This is a genomic window from Klebsiella sp. ME-303 (assembly GCF_007910085.1).
GTDB lineage: Bacteria > Pseudomonadota > Gammaproteobacteria > Enterobacterales > Enterobacteriaceae > Klebsiella > Klebsiella michiganensis.
This window is the reverse complement of record NZ_VOJB01000053.1, coordinates 50,870-67,877: the sequence shown is the minus strand read 5'-3', so window position 1 is coordinate 67,877 and position 17,008 is coordinate 50,870. Positions and strand designations below refer to the sequence as shown.

The 17,008-nt window shown below is 60.0% G+C and carries 14 protein-coding genes; 11 read left to right on the top strand and 3 right to left on the bottom strand.

The genetic code is table 11. From position 1 onward, the window contains the following. Positions 1-177: 177 nt before the first annotated feature. Positions 178-1,230: a class I fructose-bisphosphate aldolase gene (fbaB, locus tag FQK12_RS02910; protein WP_004852587.1), complete on the top strand. Its 1,053-nt coding sequence runs from the start codon at positions 178-180 to the stop codon at positions 1,228-1,230. Between the two features lie 94 nt (positions 1,231-1,324). Here the strand turns inward: fbaB and FQK12_RS02905 are convergent, their stop codons facing one another. Continuing rightward, the gene (locus FQK12_RS02905; protein WP_014230118.1) at positions 1,325-2,932 is read right to left on the bottom strand and encodes an FGGY-family carbohydrate kinase; all 1,608 of its coding nucleotides are present in this window, start codon (positions 2,930-2,932) and stop codon (positions 1,325-1,327) included. A gap of 30 nt (positions 2,933-2,962) precedes the next feature. After that, on the bottom strand, positions 2,963-3,712 hold the full coding sequence (locus FQK12_RS02900) for an SDR family oxidoreductase (RefSeq protein WP_004852583.1): 750 nt from the start codon (positions 3,710-3,712) through the stop codon (positions 2,963-2,965). Between the two features lie 258 nt (positions 3,713-3,970). Here FQK12_RS02900 and FQK12_RS02895 point away from each other — a divergent pair, with 258 nt between their 5' ends. Then, positions 3,971-4,972: a substrate-binding domain-containing protein gene (locus tag FQK12_RS02895; RefSeq protein ID WP_014230116.1), complete on the top strand. Its 1,002-nt coding sequence runs from the start codon at positions 3,971-3,973 to the stop codon at positions 4,970-4,972. A 14-nt stretch (positions 4,973-4,986) separates the two neighbouring features. Here FQK12_RS02895 and FQK12_RS02890 read toward each other — a convergent pair whose 3' ends face one another. After that, positions 4,987-5,928: a sugar-binding transcriptional regulator gene (locus tag FQK12_RS02890; RefSeq protein WP_014230115.1), complete on the bottom strand. Its 942-nt coding sequence runs from the start codon at positions 5,926-5,928 to the stop codon at positions 4,987-4,989. A 206-nt stretch (positions 5,929-6,134) separates the two neighbouring features. Here FQK12_RS02890 and dalD point away from each other — a divergent pair, with 206 nt between their 5' ends. From dalD to FQK12_RS02845, 9 genes are all read left to right on the top strand, one after another. After that, entirely contained in the window at positions 6,135-7,502 is a 1,368-nt protein-coding gene (gene dalD, locus FQK12_RS02885; RefSeq protein ID WP_014230114.1) for a D-arabinitol 4-dehydrogenase, read from the top strand. A gap of 9 nt (positions 7,503-7,511) precedes the next feature. Next, complete coding sequence (gene xylB / locus FQK12_RS02880; protein WP_014230113.1) at positions 7,512-8,975, top strand: xylulokinase; 1,464 nt, start codon at positions 7,512-7,514, stop codon at positions 8,973-8,975. A 69-nt stretch (positions 8,976-9,044) separates the two neighbouring features. After that, the gene (dalT, locus tag FQK12_RS02875; protein ID WP_014230112.1) at positions 9,045-10,322 is read left to right on the top strand and encodes a D-arabinitol transporter; all 1,278 of its coding nucleotides are present in this window, start codon (positions 9,045-9,047) and stop codon (positions 10,320-10,322) included. Between the two features lie 48 nt (positions 10,323-10,370). Continuing rightward, positions 10,371-11,033: an HAD family hydrolase gene (locus tag FQK12_RS02870; RefSeq protein WP_014230111.1), complete on the top strand. Its 663-nt coding sequence runs from the start codon at positions 10,371-10,373 to the stop codon at positions 11,031-11,033. A gap of 299 nt (positions 11,034-11,332) precedes the next feature. Beyond that, on the top strand, positions 11,333-12,487 hold the full coding sequence (locus FQK12_RS02865) for a mandelate racemase family protein (RefSeq protein WP_014230110.1): 1,155 nt from the start codon (positions 11,333-11,335) through the stop codon (positions 12,485-12,487). A 119-nt stretch (positions 12,488-12,606) separates the two neighbouring features. Beyond that, positions 12,607-14,229, top strand: coding sequence for an ABC transporter substrate-binding protein (locus FQK12_RS02860; protein ID WP_014230109.1), 1,623 nt, complete (start codon positions 12,607-12,609; stop codon positions 14,227-14,229). Continuing rightward, entirely contained in the window at positions 14,226-15,263 is a 1,038-nt protein-coding gene (locus FQK12_RS02855; protein ID WP_014230108.1) for an ABC transporter permease, read from the top strand. Before FQK12_RS02860 ends, FQK12_RS02855 begins: the two co-directional genes overlap by 4 nt. Then, positions 15,260-16,165, top strand: a complete 906-nt coding sequence (locus FQK12_RS02850; protein ID WP_014230107.1) for an ABC transporter permease — start codon at positions 15,260-15,262, stop codon at positions 16,163-16,165. Before FQK12_RS02855 ends, FQK12_RS02850 begins: the two co-directional genes overlap by 4 nt. Further along, positions 16,137-17,000: an ABC transporter ATP-binding protein gene (locus FQK12_RS02845; RefSeq protein ID WP_014230106.1), complete on the top strand. Its 864-nt coding sequence runs from the start codon at positions 16,137-16,139 to the stop codon at positions 16,998-17,000. Before FQK12_RS02850 ends, FQK12_RS02845 begins: the two co-directional genes overlap by 29 nt. The last annotated feature ends 8 nt before the right edge of the window (positions 17,001-17,008 follow it).

Below are 17,008 nucleotides of genomic sequence, written 5' to 3'. Positions count from 1 at the left end.
GGGTGGAACTTTGACCGATATAACATTTTCCCGGTTATGGATGATGTCAGCGGATGACATTTAAAAATCCCTCTGCAATGGAAAAATCCCACTTTCGATACCAGACTTATTGCTGCCCAAAATAATTGGGTTGGGAAAATGCATGCCGGTTTCGACCGGCACTTACGGGAGATCGCTATGACTGATATTACGCAGTTGCTTGGCAAAGATGCCGACACGCTTTTACAGCACCGCTGTATGACGATTCCAGCCGACCAGCTCTATTTGCCGGGGTCGGATTACGTCGATCGGGTGATGGTTGATAACAACCGTCCGCCGGCGGTGCTGCGTAATATGCAAACCCTGTATAACACCGGCCGCCTGGCGGGAACCGGCTATCTGTCGATCCTGCCGGTCGACCAGGGCGTAGAGCATTCTGCTGGCGCCTCTTTTGCCGCCAACCCGCTGTACTTTGATCCGAAAAATATCGTCGAACTGGCCATTGAAGCCGGTTGTAACTGCGTGGCCTCCACCTATGGCGTGCTGGCCTCGGTGTCGCGCCGCTATGCGCACCGCATCCCCTTCCTGGTCAAGCTGAACCATAACGAAACGCTGAGCTACCCGACCGAATACGATCAGACGCTGTACGCCAGCGTTGAGCAGGCGTTCAATATGGGGGCCGTGGCGGTCGGGGCGACGATCTATTTCGGTTCCGAACAGTCTCGTCGTCAAATCGAAGAAATCTCCGCTGCGTTTGAGCGCGCGCACGAACTGGGCCTGGTGACCGTGCTGTGGGCCTATCTGCGTAATTCGGCGTTTAAAAAAGATGGCGTCGACTACCACGTTTCCGCTGACTTAACCGGCCAGGCTAACCATCTGGCGGCGACCATCGGCGCGGATATCGTGAAGCAGAAAATGGCGGAAAATAACGGCGGCTATAAAGCGGTGAACTTCGGCTATACCGATGACCGGGTTTACAGCAAGCTCACCAGCGATAATCCGATCGATCTGGTGCGTTACCAGCTGGCGAATTGCTATATGGGCCGCGCCGGGCTGATTAACTCCGGCGGCGCCGCGGGCGGGGAAACCGATCTCTCCGATGCCGTGCGCACCGCGGTTATCAATAAGCGCGCGGGCGGCATGGGGCTGATTCTGGGCCGTAAGGCGTTTAAAAAATCGATGGCCGACGGCGTGAAGCTGATCAATGCCGTGCAGGATGTCTATCTGGACGGCAAAGTCACCATCGCTTAAGCATTCGTGTGGCGGCGCTACGCCTGGCCGGGCTACGGTTTCGTGCGGTCTGGTAGCCCGGGTAGGGCGTTTACGCCGCAGCCCGGGATCTTGCTTACTCGCGAATCAGCCGCGCCGTGTGCTGTAGCGTTTTATACGCTTCATAGCGCCGCTGATGATCGGCGCTATACTGGGCAACGCAGCGGTAGGTTTTATCCACCCGGGTAAACTGCTTCATCGCTTCCGGCAGGGACGGGGCGATCTGGCCGGCCACCGCGCCGAGAATCGCCGAACCTAACAGCACCGGTTCGCTGGATTCGGTACTCACCACGCTCACTCCGCAGGCGTCCGCCAGCAGCTGGCGCACCAGCGGATGCTGCCCGGCTCCGCCGCTGATGACGATATGCTCGCTGTGGATGCCGCACGCCTTCTGGGCGTCAATAATCTGCCGCAGGCCGTAGCCGATGCCGCACAATCCGGCGACGTAGAGCGCCATCAGGTTGTCCAGATCCCGCTCCATCCCCAACCCGGCGATAATCGCTTTCGCGTGCGGGTCGGCCAGCGGCGCCCGATTACCTAAAAATTCAGGCACCACGTGCAGCCCGGCGGCGAGTTTGACCGCGGCAGAAGGACGCTCCACTTTCGCCAGCACGCTATCGGCAAGATAAACCGGCAGCGGGACGCCGCGCGCTCTGGCCAGCGCCTTAGCCTCGGCGGCGGCGGGATGGAAGCTCAACAGCTGGTCGATGGCCGCTCCGGCCGCGCTCTGCCCGCCTTCGCTCAGCCAGAACCCCGGCACCATCGCCGAGTAATATGGCCCCCAGACGCCGGGCACGAACACCGCTTCCTGCGTGGTGGTCATGGTGCAGGAGGAGGTGCCGAAGACGTAGGCCATATTGTTGACCGCGCCGTTAAGCACGCCGACGGTGCCGATACCGCCCGCGTGGGCATCGATCATCCCGACCGCCACCGGAGTACCGACCGGCAGGCCCATCTCCTCTGCCGCCGTGGCGCAAAGGCCGTCGCCGCAGGGGGTTCCCGGATCGACAATCCGCTGGCCGATGCGGACAAAATCTTCATCCGCCAGCTCTTCGAGGCCAATCTGGCGGAAGTAGCTGGCATCCCAGCGTTGTTCATGCGCCAGGTAGGTCCATTTACAGGTCACGGTACAGACCGAGCGGGCTAAATCGCCGGTCGAGCGCCAGGTGAGATAATCGGCGAGGTCGAAGAAGTGGCGCGCCTGCTGATAAATGTGCGGGCGGTTCTCCTTCAGCCAGAGAATTTTCGGCGTTTCCATCTCCGGCGAGATTTTACCGCCGACGTACTGCAGCACCGCGTGGCCCGTGGCGTTGATCTTTTCCGCCTGCCCGGTGGCGCGGTGATCCATCCAGACGATAATGTTGCGCTCCGCATCTTCCGAAGGCCCAACCGCCAGCGGGGCGTCGTTATCGCCAATCACCACCAGCGAGCAGGTGGCATCGAAGCCGATCCCGGCAATCGATGACGGCGCGACCCCGGCGCTGGCCACCGCCGTTTTAATGCAGTAGCACACCGCCTGCCAGATCTCGCGGCTCGACTGTTCGACCACGCTTCCGGCGCTGCGGAACAGGGTAATTTCCCGGGTCGCGTGGGCGAGAAGCTCGCCCCGCAGATTGAACACCCCGGCGCGAACGCTGCCCGAACCGACATCGACGCCAATAATATGTTGCGTATCGCTTTGCATAACATCCTCTCACACAGTCTGGTTGAACGGTCAGAGATCCACGCTGTTCGGCAGGATCACAATGTCGCGCACGGTGACGTTTTTCGAGCGCGTCACCATAAACAGCACCGACTCGGCCACCTCAATCGGCTGCATCAGGCTGCCGTTGGCCAGAGCTTCGTCCATTTTGGCTTTCGGCCAGTCGTCCAGCAGGGCGGTGACCACCGGGCCCGGCAGCACGGCGCCGACGCGCACGCCGTACTGCGAAACCTGGCGGCGGGTAGTATGAACAAACGCCTGGACGGCAAATTTCGACGCGGTATAGATAGGCTCCCAGATCACCGGCACCACCCCCGCGATAGAGCTGGTGAAGATAATGTCCCCGGACTTTTGCGCGATAAGATGCGGCAGGACGCTACGCACGCAGCGGAAGGCGGCGTTGGTATTGAGGTGTAGTACGCGGTCCCAGACGTCCGGATCGCCCTCGGCCACCGGCCCGCCGATGTACGCTCCGGCGTTGGCGTGGAAAATATCGAGACGCCCGGTGAGCTGCAAAATACCCTGCAGAATATTATCGACCTGATCCGCCTGCATCAGGTCAACCTGCAGGGCGAAGGCGTTTTCGCCGAGTTCGGCGACAAGTTTGTTGAGCTTCTCGCCTTCACGGTCGATAAGCACCACTTTTGCGCCAGCGCCCAGCAGGGTCCTGGCGCATTCGAGGCCGATACCGGACGCCGCGCCGGTAATGGCGGCGACTTTACCGCTAAGGGAAGTATTCATAGAGGAGACAGAGTGGTTCATTTTATAATCCTTTACAGAGTCTGGTTGGAACTATCGAACGCGAGGGCATCGCGTTCGACGCTGGAGACGAAAACTTGTTAAGGTATTGAATATGAGCGTCATTTTTTTGATGTCCGCTGGCGTATTCACGCTGAATGCGTTAATACTTCGGGAAGTAAAATGGAAGCTCAATCGATGAAGCTCATGTTGCGCTAGCTTCATCGATTGAGCAAGTGGGGAAATTAACAGCGAAATGATTTTGTGACGCAAGTTGGGAAAATGAAGAAAATCACGATTTACGACCTGGCGGAACTGTCCGGCGTTTCGGCGAGCGCGGTGAGCGCTATCCTCAACGGCAACTGGAAAAAGCGCCGCATCAGCGCGAAGCTTGCCGAAAAGGTGACGCGGATTGCCGAGGAGCAGGGCTATGCGATTAACCGCCAGGCCAGCATGCTGCGCAGCAAAAAATCGCGCGTCATCGGTATGATTATCCCCAAATACGATAACCGCTATTTCGGTTCGGTGGCGGAGCGCTTTGAGGAGATGGCCCGCGAGCGCGGCCTGCTGCCGATTATCACCTGTACGCGCCGGAGGCCAGAGCTGGAGATCGAAGCGGTAAAAGCGATGCTCTCCTGGCAGGTTGACTGGGTGGTGGCCACCGGGGCAACCAATCCGGACAAAATTACCGCCCTGTGCCAGCAGGCAGGCGTGCCCACGGTCAATCTCGACCTGCCGGGCTCTGTCGCCCCGTCGGTGATATCGGATAACTACGGCGGCGCGAAGGCGCTGACCCACAAAATCCTCGCCAACAGCGCTCGCCGTCGGGGAGCGCTGGCGCCGCTGACCTTTATCGGTGGGCGCAGCAGCGACCATAACACCCGCGAGCGTTTACGCGGCTTCCACGATGCGCATCGGGAGCAGGGGCTGGTCGTGCCGCAGGAAAATATCCTGGCGCCCGGCTATTCAAAAGGCAAAGTTGAGGCCTGCCTGCAGGAGCGGTTTGCTACCGCGAAGACCCCATTGCCGGGGCTATTTGTCAACTCGACAATATCGCTGGAAGGGGTGGTGCGTTGGCTGTCGCAGGCGGGACTTACCGGCAGCGCCCAGCCGCCGATGGGCTGCTTTGACTGGGACCCGTTCGTCTATCTGCTGGGGCACGATATCGACATGGTGCAGCAGGACGTGCCGGCGATGCTGGAAGCGGTGTTCACGATTATTGACGCCGGCGAGGCCGGGCAGCAGCGGATTGAAATCCCGCCGCTGTTGATGAGCAGCCGCTGATCCGGCTGCCGCCGTTAGCGCGTCAGCAGCCAGCGGGCGGTGTGCTCGTCGGTCACCAGGCCGTTGATCCAGCCGCCTTTAAGCGCCGCCAGAATCGCCGGACGTTTGTACTCGCCGCACGCCACCGCGATGCGCGGGCACTGGTTCTGGCGGATATCGTAGCTGGTGATCATTCTGTTGATTTCGCTCTCCACCACGCCGCCTTCGGCATCGATAAAGCGTCCCATGATCTCGCCGATGCCGCCGCGTGCGGTCAGCTCATCCATCTGCGCCTGATTGATAAAGCCATCTTTGAAGATGGGGCTTTGGGTACCTAATGGCCCAATGCCGACAAAAATAACGTCCGCCCGGCGGGCGACGGCGGAAACGCTGCGAAACAGCCGGCTGGTACACCACATGTCGTACTCCTCCTGGGTCTGCGCGTAGCGCGGCGCGGGCCACTGATAGTACTTGGCCTTAATTTTGCTGGTCAGCAGCAGCGGGACGTCATCGTAATAGTTGCACTGTCCGTCGGCGTCCATGGCGCTGATCAGGGCGACGCAGCGGGTGTTCAGACTGTCGAAGTCGATGCGCTGCAGCGCTTTTTTCAGGGTCAGGCCGGAACCCAGGCCGATGATTTTCTCTTTATCATCCTGCAGATAGCGGGCCATCAGCTGATAGCAGCCGAAGGAGACGCTATCCAGGGTGCTTTCTTCGTTAAAGGCGGGCACGATATTGCACTCGATAAGCCGGTACTTCTCCTGCAGCAGCTGCGCATAGTCGAGGCAGTTCGCCACCGGGTGGTGCAGGCTAATCGACACAATCCCTTCTTCTTTCGCGGCGGCGATCAGCCGCTGTACCACCGGCCGCGACGTGCCAAGCTGGCTGGCGATCTCGCTCTGATTCTGCCCGGCGATGTAGTACATCCACGCGGCGCGGACCTTTTGATCCAGCCGGATATCATCTTCTTTGCTCATGCTTTCCTGCCCTAAGTGTCGGGCCGCGGCGATAATTTCGCCCGGCGAATACCCGCATTCTCGCCGTGGTCGGGAAAACTGGCAAGCTTTTGCTCTTTTCTGGTCATTTGTAATTTTATTGGGTAATTGTTCTTTTGTGATCCGTGGCTCTTATTTTGGTCAATTGATCATTTACAGTGAGGCCATCAACTCAAGGAGAGCGGAACATGAACAATCAATTCACATGGCTTCACATTGGTCTGGGTTCTTTTCATCGCGCGCATCAGGCGTGGTATCTGCATCGTCTGATCGCTTCCGGAGATAAACGCTGGCACATCGCGGCGGGGAATATCCGCAACGACGCCGAACAGGTGGTTCAGGCGCTGGCGGCGCAGGGCGGGCGCTATGTGCTGGAAACCGTCAGCCCGGAAGGTGAACGTGAATATGAAGAGATCACCTCCATTCAGAAACTGCTGCCGTGGCAGGCCGGGCTGCAGCCGCTGATTAACGAAGGGGCAAACCCGCAGACCAAAGTCATCGCCTTCACCGTGACGGAAGGTGGCTACTACCTGAATACCCGCCATAAGCTGGAAACCAGCAATCCCGATTTACAGGCCGATCTGGCAGGGGAGTGCAAAACGATTTACGGCACTATCGCGCGGATTCTGGAAAAGCGTATGGCGGACAACGCCGGGCCGCTGACTCTGCTGAACTGCGATAACGTGCGCCATAACGGCGAACGCTTCCACGACGGTATGGTTGAGTTCCTGCAGCTAACCGGCAAGCAGGCGGTGATTGACTGGATGGCCGCCAACACCACCTGTCCGAACACCATGGTCGACCGCATCACCCCGCGCCCGGCGGCGGACCTGCCCGCGCGCATCAAAGCGCAGACCGGCATTGACGATAAAGCGCCGGTGATGGGCGAGACCTTTATCCAGTGGGTGGTGGAAAACAATTTCCGCGATGAACGCCCGAACCTGGAAGCGGTCGGGGTTGAGATGGTGGCGTCGGTGATTCCTTACGAAGAGGCGAAAATTCGCATTCTGAACTCGTCGCACAGCTGCATTGCGTGGGCGGGAACGTTAATTGGCCAGCAGTACATTCATGAAAGCACGCTAACGGATTTCATCTACGCCATTGCCGACCGCTACGTTACGGAAGATGTGATCCCATGCCTCGGCAATAACGGCATTGACCTGCCGGCCTATCGCGACGTGGTGCTCAAACGCTTTACCAACCCATATATCCAGGACACCAACCAGCGCGTCGCCGCCGATGGCTTCTCGAAAATTCCGGCGATGATCGCCCCAACCCTGCAGGAGTGCTACCAGCGCGGCGTTCGCCCGCAAGCCACCGCTATGCTGCCCGCGCTGTTCTTCGTCTTTATGGAGCAGTGGCACAAGGGCACTCTGCCGTATGAGTACCAGGACGGCATCCTCGACGCCGAGGGGGTACATCAGATGTTTGAAGCCAACGATCCGCTGGCCCTGTACGCCCGCGATAAAGCGCTGTTTGGCGAACTGGCCGAAAACGCCGATTTCCTCGCGCTGATGCGCGAAAAAGTGGCGGCCGTTTATACGCTGATTAACTAAGAGGTGACTATGTATCTGGGTATCGATCTCGGCACATCGGAAGTCAAAGCGCTGGTCATTGATGAGAACAATGAGGTTATCGCCAGCCATAGCGCGCCGCTGAGCATTCAGCGGCCCCATCCGCACTGGTCAGAACAGTCGCCGCAGTCATGGTGGGAGGCGACGGAGTATCTGATGACCACGCTGCGGGAAAAATGCGCCCAGCACTGGCCGGCCATTAAGGCCATTGGCCTTTCCGGGCAGATGCACGGCGCGGTTCTGCTGGATGCCGAGGGGGAGGCGATCCGCCCGGCAATCCTGTGGAACGACACCCGCTGCGCCGCGGAGTGCGCGGAGCTGGAGAAGAGGGCGCCGGAGCTGCATCAGGTGGCGGGAAACCTGGCGATGCCCGGCTTTACCGCGCCGAAGCTGCTGTGGGTGCGTCGCCATGAGCCGGAAAACTTTCAGCGCACCGCCACGGTGCTGCTGCCGAAGGATTATCTGCGCTACCGGATGACCGGTAAAAAAGTCTCCGATATGTCCGACGCCGCCGGGACGCTGTGGCTGGACGTGGCGAAGCGCGACTGGTCCGACGCTCTGCTGGATAAATGCGGCCTGGCGCGCAGCCAGATGCCGACCCTGGTCGAAGGCTGTGAGGTTTCCGCCACCCTTGACCCGCAGGTGGCCGAACGCTGGGGGCTGAACGCCTCGGTAGCGGTAGCCGGAGGCGGCGGCGATAACGCGGTCAGCGCCATAGGCGTCGGCGCGGTTTCGCCCGGGGATGCGTTCATTTCGCTTGGCACCTCCGGGGTGCTGTTTGTGGTGACCGACGCCTATCGTCCGGCTCCGCAGTCGGCGGTCCATGCGTTTTGTCACGTGCTGCCGAATCTGTGGCATCAGATGAGCGTGATGCTCAGCGCCGCCAGCTGTTTGCAGTGGTTCTGCCGCCTGACCGGCACTACGGAAGTGGCGCTGCTGGAGGAGATTGCCGAACTTAGCGAAGAGGAGAAGTCCCACGCGCCGTTCTTCTTACCCTATCTCTCCGGCGAACGTACGCCGCACAACGATCCTGACGCGCGCGGCATGTTCTGGGGTATGACCCACTCCAGCCTGCGCGCCCAGCTCGGCTACGCGGTGCTGGAAGGGGTGAGCTTCGGCATCAGCGACGGTCTGCAGGTACTGAAAGAGAGCGGTACGCAGATCGAACAATGTTCGCTGGTTGGCGGCGGCGCCCGCAGCCCGTTCTGGGCGCAGCTGTTGGCCGATATCCTCGATATGCCGGTGGTGACCCACAAAGGCGGTGAGACCGGCGGCGCGCTGGGCGCGGCGCGGCTGGCCTGCCTGGCGGCGGGCAAACCGATTACCGAAGTCTGTGAAAAACCGGAGATCTGGCAGACCTGGCGCGCGGACCCGGTACGCCATCAAACCCTGATGCGGCGCTATGCGCAGTTTAAGGCCCTGTATTTAAACGATCTGAACTATCGGCAGCATTAATTTTTATCACCATAACCGCTCCGGTGAACTGACCGGAGCGGCCTCCTGTACCCTAAAAACGAGGTCATTATGTCCATCAATAATAAACAGTGGCTCGGTTTACCCCTGAACCTGCTCTGGGGATACATCGCCATTGCCGTATTTATGACCGGCGACGGTTTTGAACTGGCATTCCTGTCGCACTACATCAAAGAGCTCGGGTTCTCCCCGGCGCAGGCATCGTTCGCCTTTACCCTCTACGGCCTGGCCGCCGCGCTGTCGGCGTGGATCTCCGGCGTGGTGGCGGAAATCATCACGCCGCTGAAGACCATGATGATTGGCTTCGTGCTGTGGTGCGTGTTCCACGTGCTGTTCCTCGTTTTCGGCCTCGGTCACGCGAACTATGCCCTGATCCTGGTTTTCTACGGCATCCGCGGCTTCGCGTATCCGCTGTTCCTTTACTCGTTTATCGTCGCCATTGTCCACAACGTGAAAAGCGATAACGCCAGCTCGGCGATCGGCTGGTTCTGGGCGGTTTACTCGATCGGCATCGGCGTGTTCGGCAGCTATATTCCGAGCTTTACCATCCCGCATATCGGCGAGCTGGGGACATTGTGGCTGGCGCTGGCTTTCTGCGTCACCGGCGGCATCATTGCGCTGGCTTCCCTGCGCCATATTAAAACGCCGCACCATATGCAGAACCTGACCACCCGCGAGAAGTTTGCCGAACTGGGCCGCGCGGCGACGCTGCTCTATACCAACCGCAATATTCTGCTGTCGAGCATGGTGCGAATTATCAACACCCTGTCGCTGTTCGGCTTTGCGGTGATTATGCCGATGATGTTCGTCGATGAGCTGGGCTTTACCACCTCGGAATGGCTGCAGGTGTGGGCGGTCTTCTTCTTCACCACCATATTTTCGAACGTGCTGTGGGGCATTCTGGGCGAAAAACTGGGCTGGATGAAGGTGGTGCGCTGGTTCGGCTGCATCGGCATGGCGCTCTCCAGCCTGGCGTTTTATTACATTCCGCAGCACTTCGGACATAACTTCGCGATGGCGCTGCTTCCGGCTATCGCTCTGGGGATCTTTGTCGCCGCGTTCGTACCGCTGGCGGCGGTTTTCCCGGCGCTGGAGCCGAAGCACAAAGGCGCGGCCATTTCGGTATATAACCTGTCGGCGGGGATGTCGAACTTTCTCGCGCCGGCCATTGCGGTGATTTTGCTACCGTTCTTCAGCACCATCGGGGTGGTGATCGCCTATACCGCGCTGTACGTGGCGGCTTTTTTCCTCTGTGCATTTATTCGCGTCGAGCAGCCGGGTTTTTCCCACAAGGAAGCGCCGGCCAGCGAGCAGGTGGAGTTCTCTTAAGGTGATGCGGCCGGCATGCCAGGCATGCCGGCCTTAATGAGGTGGATGATGAGTATTCAGGCAGTGATTTTTGACATGGATGGCGTAATTATTGATTCCGAAGCCCTGTGGCGGCAGGCGCAAATCGACGCCCTCGCGCAGTGGGGGGCAACGGCGAGCGTCGAGGAGTGCGAAACCCTGACCAAAGGCAAACGCCTCGACGATATTGCCCGCACCTGGTGCCGCTATTGCCAGCTTGAGCTTGCCCCGCAGCGGCTTGAGGCCGCGATATTGCAGCGTATTACCGGCCTGATCGCCGCCGAAGGCGAGCCGATGCGCGGCGTGCATGAGGCGTTACGCTATTTTCGCCATGCCGGTTATAAAATTGCCCTCGCCACCTCCTCGTCCCGGCAGGTTATCGCCGCCGTGCTGAACAAGCTCTCGCTCTGGCACTATTTTGATGTGATTTGCAGCGCGGACGATGAAGCGCAGGGCAAGCCGCATCCGGCGGTGTATCTGACGACGTTGGATAAGCTGAATCTCGACGCCAGCCGGTGCCTGGTGATCGAAGACAGCTTCAACGGCTTTAGCGCCGCCCGGGCGGCGGGGATTGCCACGATAGTGATTGCCGAAGATAGCCAGCACGCGCGTTTTCAGGGCGCCGCTGGCCGCTATCGGGCGCTGCCTGAACTGCTGGAAGCCCTCACCGCCGAGGCGGAGGCGGTCGAATAACTCACCCTTTCGTGAGCGCAGAAAATCCCGGGATGTACACGGTCGGTTACTCTCTTTTCTGCGCTCACGCCCCCCTTTTTCACCATGCCGATCCGCCTCACATTTCGCTTATCTTTTGTGAAAACAGTCACGCCTTGTTGTGCCAATGCCCAAATTTATTGCCTTGCTTAGCGGTGTTTGTCCGAGGCACTGCTGCGTAATTGTGCTTAGATTAGATATTGAAACGTATTTTCAATAATGTGAAACCACTTTGCCGATTTGCTTCTATCGATCGGATTTGGCCGTGATAAGGACCGAGCATGAAAATTGAATCTGTAAATGTCACCGTTTTCCAGTATCCCACGCGTCGGGTTTCCGACAGCGCCGGGCACTCCCATCCGGGGGCTGAAAGCATGGCCAAAATGGCGATGCTGACCATCACCGCCGATGATGGCGCGCAGGGCTTTTCGTTTGCGCCTCCGGAAGTGGTGCGCCCGTTCGTGGTGAATACCTTTTTCCGCAAGGTGCTGGTGGGGCAGGACCCGTTTAACCGCGAGCGTATCTGGCAGGATCTTAACCACTGGCAGCGCGGCAGCGCTCACCAGCTGACCGAGCGCGCGCTGTCGTTTATTGAACAGGCGCTGTGGGACCTGATAGGCCGCAGCCTTAAGATGCCGGTTTACAAGCTGCTCGGCGGCTATCGCGACATCGTCCCGGCCTACGGCAGCACGATGTGCGGCGACGATCTGCCGGGCGGTCTGTCGACCCCGGAGGAGTATGCCGCCTTTGCCGAAAAGCTGGTCGCCCGCGGCTACAAGGCCATCAAGCTGCACACCTGGATGCCGCCAATCTCTTTTGCGCCCAATCCCAAAATGGACATTAAAGCCTGCGCGGCGGTGCGCGAAGCGGTGGGGCCGGATATTGACCTGATGATTGACGGCTATCACTGGTACAGCCGCGCCGAGGCGCTGTGGATCGGCAAAGAGCTGGAAAAACTCAACTTCGCCTGGTTTGAGGAGCCGATGGAGGAGGATTCGATGTCCTCCTACGCGTGGCTGGCGGAAAACCTGTCGATCCCCATCGTCGGGCCGGAGAGCTTCGGCGGCAAGCACCGCATGCGCGCCGAATGGGTGAAAGCCGGAGCCTGCGACATTCTGCGCGCCGGCGCTAACGGCGTGGGCGGTATTACCCCGACCATGAAGGTCGCGGCGCTGGCGGAATCTTTCGGCATGGATTGCGAAGTCCACGGCAACGGCGCGGCAAGCCTGGCGGTGGTCGGGGCGATCCGCAACTGCCGCTGGTACGAGCGCGGCCTGCTGCATCCGTTCCTCGACTACGATGAACCGGCGGCTTATCTCAACAGCCTTGTCGACCCCATGGATGACCAGGGCTTTGTGCATCTGTCACAACGTCCGGGCCTCGGCGAAGACATTAATTTTGCGTATATCGAAGCCAATACCGTTAGCCACGACTGATTCAAAAAAATAAATGCCCGATGGCGCTGCGCTTATCGGGTCTGCGGCCCGGTAGACCGGATAAGGCGAAAATGCCGTCATCCGGCAACATGTACCCTACAGTACAGGCAAACAGAGATATGAAAAAAACCTCCCGACTGGCAGCGTGCTTGCTCGCGCTCGCCGTGTCGATGGGGAGCGGGGCGGCGATGGCGAAAACGCCGCCCGACCAGCTCATCATCGGTATGAATATGAATAACCTGCTCACCCTGGACCCGGCGGCGATGACCGGTAATGAAGTGGTGGGGATCGTGGTCAACCTCTACGACTCGCTGGTGGAGCTTGACCCTGAGCAGCTCACCAACGTTAAGCCCGCGCTGGCGAAATCCTGGGATATCAGCCCCGACGGCAAAACCCTGACCTTTCATCTGCGCGACGACGTGAAATTTCACTCCGGCAATCCGCTGACCGCCGCCGACGTGGTGTGGTCGATGCGGCGCATCCTGCACCTCAACCTGGCGCAGGCCTCGGTATGGAAATCCTACGGCTTCAGTCAGAAAAACATCGACGGCCAGGTCAGCGCGCCGGACAGCTTCACGGTGCAGATCGTGTTGCCCAAAGATAACGACCCGCAGCTGGTGATCTACTCGCTGGCGGCGCTGGGCAACCTCGGAGTGCTCGACAGCAAAACGGTGCAAAGCCACCAGCAGGATAACGACTGGGGTAACCGCTGGCTGACCACCCATGAAGCCGGCTCCGGGCCGTTCACGCTGGAAACCTGGCAGGCGAAAGATGTGCTGCGCATGAAGCGCAATCCTGACTACTGGCGCGGCGAGGCGAAAATGAGCCGCGTGGTGCTGCGCCATTTCCAGGAGTCGCAAACCCTGCGCCTGATGATCGAAAAAGGCGACCTCGATATTGCCAACAATATGGCGGTTTCCGACATCAACGCCCTGCGCAGCGACCCCCAGCTGACCGTCGACGCGGTGCAGCGCGGCACCATGTACTACGTGGCGATGAGCATGAAAGAGGCGCACTTCGCCCATCCGAAAGTGCGTGAAGCGGTGCGCTATCTGATTGACTACCAGGGCATCAATAAAGCGCTGATGCCGGGCTACGGGGTGCTGCACCAGCGGCCGATTAAGGCGGGCATGCCGTCAACGCTGCCCGACCCGGGCTATAAGCTGGACGTGGCGCGGGCGAAAAAGCTGCTGGCGGAAGCAGGCTATCCCAACGGCTTTGATACCACGTTGCGGGTCCTCTCGGATCAGCCGTTCCTGAACATTGCAATCGCCGTGCAGTCGACGCTGATGCAGGCGGGGATTAACGCCAAAATTATCACCGGCACCGGTAACCAGATCTACGGCGCGATGCGCGAGCGTAAATTTGACCTGCTGGTAGGACGCGGCGGCAGCGGAATGGAGCCGCACCCGCACTCCAGCCTGCGCGCGCTGGTCTATAACCCGGATAACAGCGATGAGGCGCGCCTGACCAACTTCCAGGGCTGGCGCACCGGCTTTTACGACCCGCAGCTCAACGCGATGATTGACCGCGCCCTGCTGGAACGCGATCCGCAAAAACAGGTGGCCGACTACCAGGCCATCCAGACGCGCTACGACCAGCTGGTCCCGGCCCTTATTCCGCTTTCGCAGATGGTCGATTCCGTGGTGGTGCGTAACGAGGTGCGGCAGTATCAGCCGCACCCCTCTGCCACCACTTTTCTGCGTGACGTCGATAAAGTCCGCGAAGGAGAAAAAGGATGAGTATCGCAATCCTTGCGCCCGGCTCACGCGGCCGGCGCTTATCAAAACGGCTGCTGCAGGTGGTGATTACGCTGTTCGGCCTGCTGCTGCTGACCTTTACCATTGGCCGCGTCATGCCCATCGACCCGGTGCTGGCGATTGTCGGCCCGGATGCTGACCAGAGTACCTACCAGCAGGTTTACCATCAGCTGGGGTTTGATAAATCGCTGACCACCCAGTTTGGCATCTATTTCGTCAACCTGCTGCACGGCGATCTGGGCAACGCGCTGCTGACCGGGAAACCGGTGGTGGACGACATTATCCGCGTCTTCCCGGCCACCATGGAGCTGGCGACGATGGCGATTCTCGTCGGCGCGGGCCTCGGTATTCCGCTGGGCGTGCTGGCGGCGGCGCGGCGCAATAGCGTCGCCGATTATGTCGTGCGCATTATCAGCCTGGCGGGCTACTCGACGCCGATCTTCTGGGTCGGGATGATGGGACTGCTGGTGTTCTATGCCTGGCTCGGCTGGGTGGGTGGCGCCGGGAGGGTAGATCTCGGGCTGGATGGTGTGGTGCCGCGCCGCACCGGCCTGATGACCGTTGATGCGCTGCTGGCGGGCAACGGCCAGGTCTTCTGGAACGCCATTAATCACCTGATTCTGCCCGCCTCGCTGCTCGGCTTTCACTCGCTGGCCTACATCAGCCGCATGACCCGCAGCTTTATGCTGGCCCAGCTGTCGCAGGAGTTCATTATTACCGCGCGGGTGAAGGGGCTGACCGAGCGTCAGGTCATCTGGAACCATGCGTTTCGCAATATCCTCGTACAGCTGCTGACGGTGGTGGCGCTGGCCTACGGCGCGCTGCTGGAAGGCGCGGTGCTGATTGAAACCGTCTTCTCGTGGCCGGGTTTCGGCTCCTACCTCACCGGTAGCCTGCTGCTGGGCGATATGAATGCGGTAATGGGCTGCGTGCTGCTGGTGGGGGCGATCTTCGTGATGCTCAACCTGCTCTCCGACATGCTGTATCAATTCTTTGACCCGAGGACAAAATCATGACCGTTTCTCTGGATTCGCCGCTTTCGGGCGGCACGGGCGAAGGCCGTCAGCGGCTGCAACGCGCGGCGGCGCGGGCCGTCGGGTTTATCGGCAAAATGGCGCGCAACCCGCTAACGGCCATCGGCGGCGGAATTATCTTTCTGCTGCTGGTGGTGGCGATTTTCGCGCCGCTGATTGCGCCGTATAACCCGCTGGTGCAGGACCTGAACAGCGCGCTGGTCGCGCCGAACGCGCAGCACTGGTTCGGCACCGATGAGTTTGGCCGGGATATATTTAGCCGCCTGGTGTACGGCTCGCGCATCACGCTCTATATCGTGCTGCTGGTCTCGGTGACCGTCGGTCCGCTCGGGCTGCTGCTCGGCGTTTGCGCCGGCTATTTTGGCGGTAAGGTCGATATGGTGCTGATGCGCGTCACCGATATTTTCATCTCCTTCCCGAGTCTGGTCCTGGCGCTGGCGTTTGTCGCCGCCTTAGGTCCGGGGCTGGAGCACGTGGTTATCGCCATCACGCTCACCGCCTGGCCGCCGATAGCCCGCCTGGCGCGCGCCGAAACGCTCTCTCTGCGCCAGGCCGATTTTATCTCCGCCGTACGTCTGCAGGGCGCATCATCGGCCCGCGTCCTCTGGCGCCATATCGTGCCGCTGTGTCTGCCCTCGGTCATTATCCGTATCACCATGAATATGGCCGGGATCATTCTGACCGCGGCCGGTCTGGGCTTTCTCGGGCTCGGCGCGCAGCCGCCGGAGCCGGAGTGGGGGGCGATGATCTCCAGCGGGCGCACTTACATGATGGAGTGCTGGTGGGTGGTTACGATTCCGGGGCTGGCGATTCTGATCAACAGCTTAGCGTTTAACTTCTTAGGAGATGGCCTACGTGACATCCTCGATCCCCGCAGCGAATAATGCTCCGCTGCTCGACGTGCGCGATCTGTGCGTCGACTTTGTTAACGGCAGCGCGGTGACCCATGCCGTGCGCGGCGTCTCCTTCCAGCTGGGGCGCGAAAAGCTGGCCATTGTCGGCGAGTCCGGTTCAGGTAAATCCACCGTTGGGCGCGCCCTGCTGCAGCTGCATCCGAAAAAGGCCCGCGTCAGCGCCAGCCGGATGCAGTTTGCCAACCTCGATCTGCTGCATCTTACTGAAGCGCAGATGCGTGGCGTGCGCGGCAAACGTATCTCCATGATTATGCAGGACCCGAAATATTCGCTTAATCCGGTGGTCTGCGTCGGTAAGCAAATCGCCGAGGCCTGGCTGACCCATCATCCGGGACGCAAAGATGAGGCGAAGGCAAAGGCGCTGGAGATGCTGGAGGTGGTGCGTATTCGCCAGCCGGAGCGCGTTTATCAGCTTTATCCACATGAAATATCCGGCGGACAGGGGCAGCGCATCATGATCGCCATGATGCTGATTACCGACCCGGAATTGATCATTGCCGATGAGCCGACCTCCGCGCTGGACGTGTCGGTGCGCCTGCAGGTGCTGGGCCTGCTGGATGATCTGGTTCAGTCGCGCGGGCTGGGGCTGATTTTTATTAGCCACGACATCAACCTGGTGCGCAGCTTTTGCGACCGCGTGCTGGTGATGTACGCCGGACGGGTGGTGGAGTCTATTGCCGCCTGCGACCTCGATAACGCCCGTCATCCCTATACTCAGGGGCTGATTAACTCGCTGCCGGATATGCAGCATCGTCGCCCGATACTGCCGGTGCTGCAGCGCCAGGCCAGCTGGTTAACGGAATAAGGAGTGGA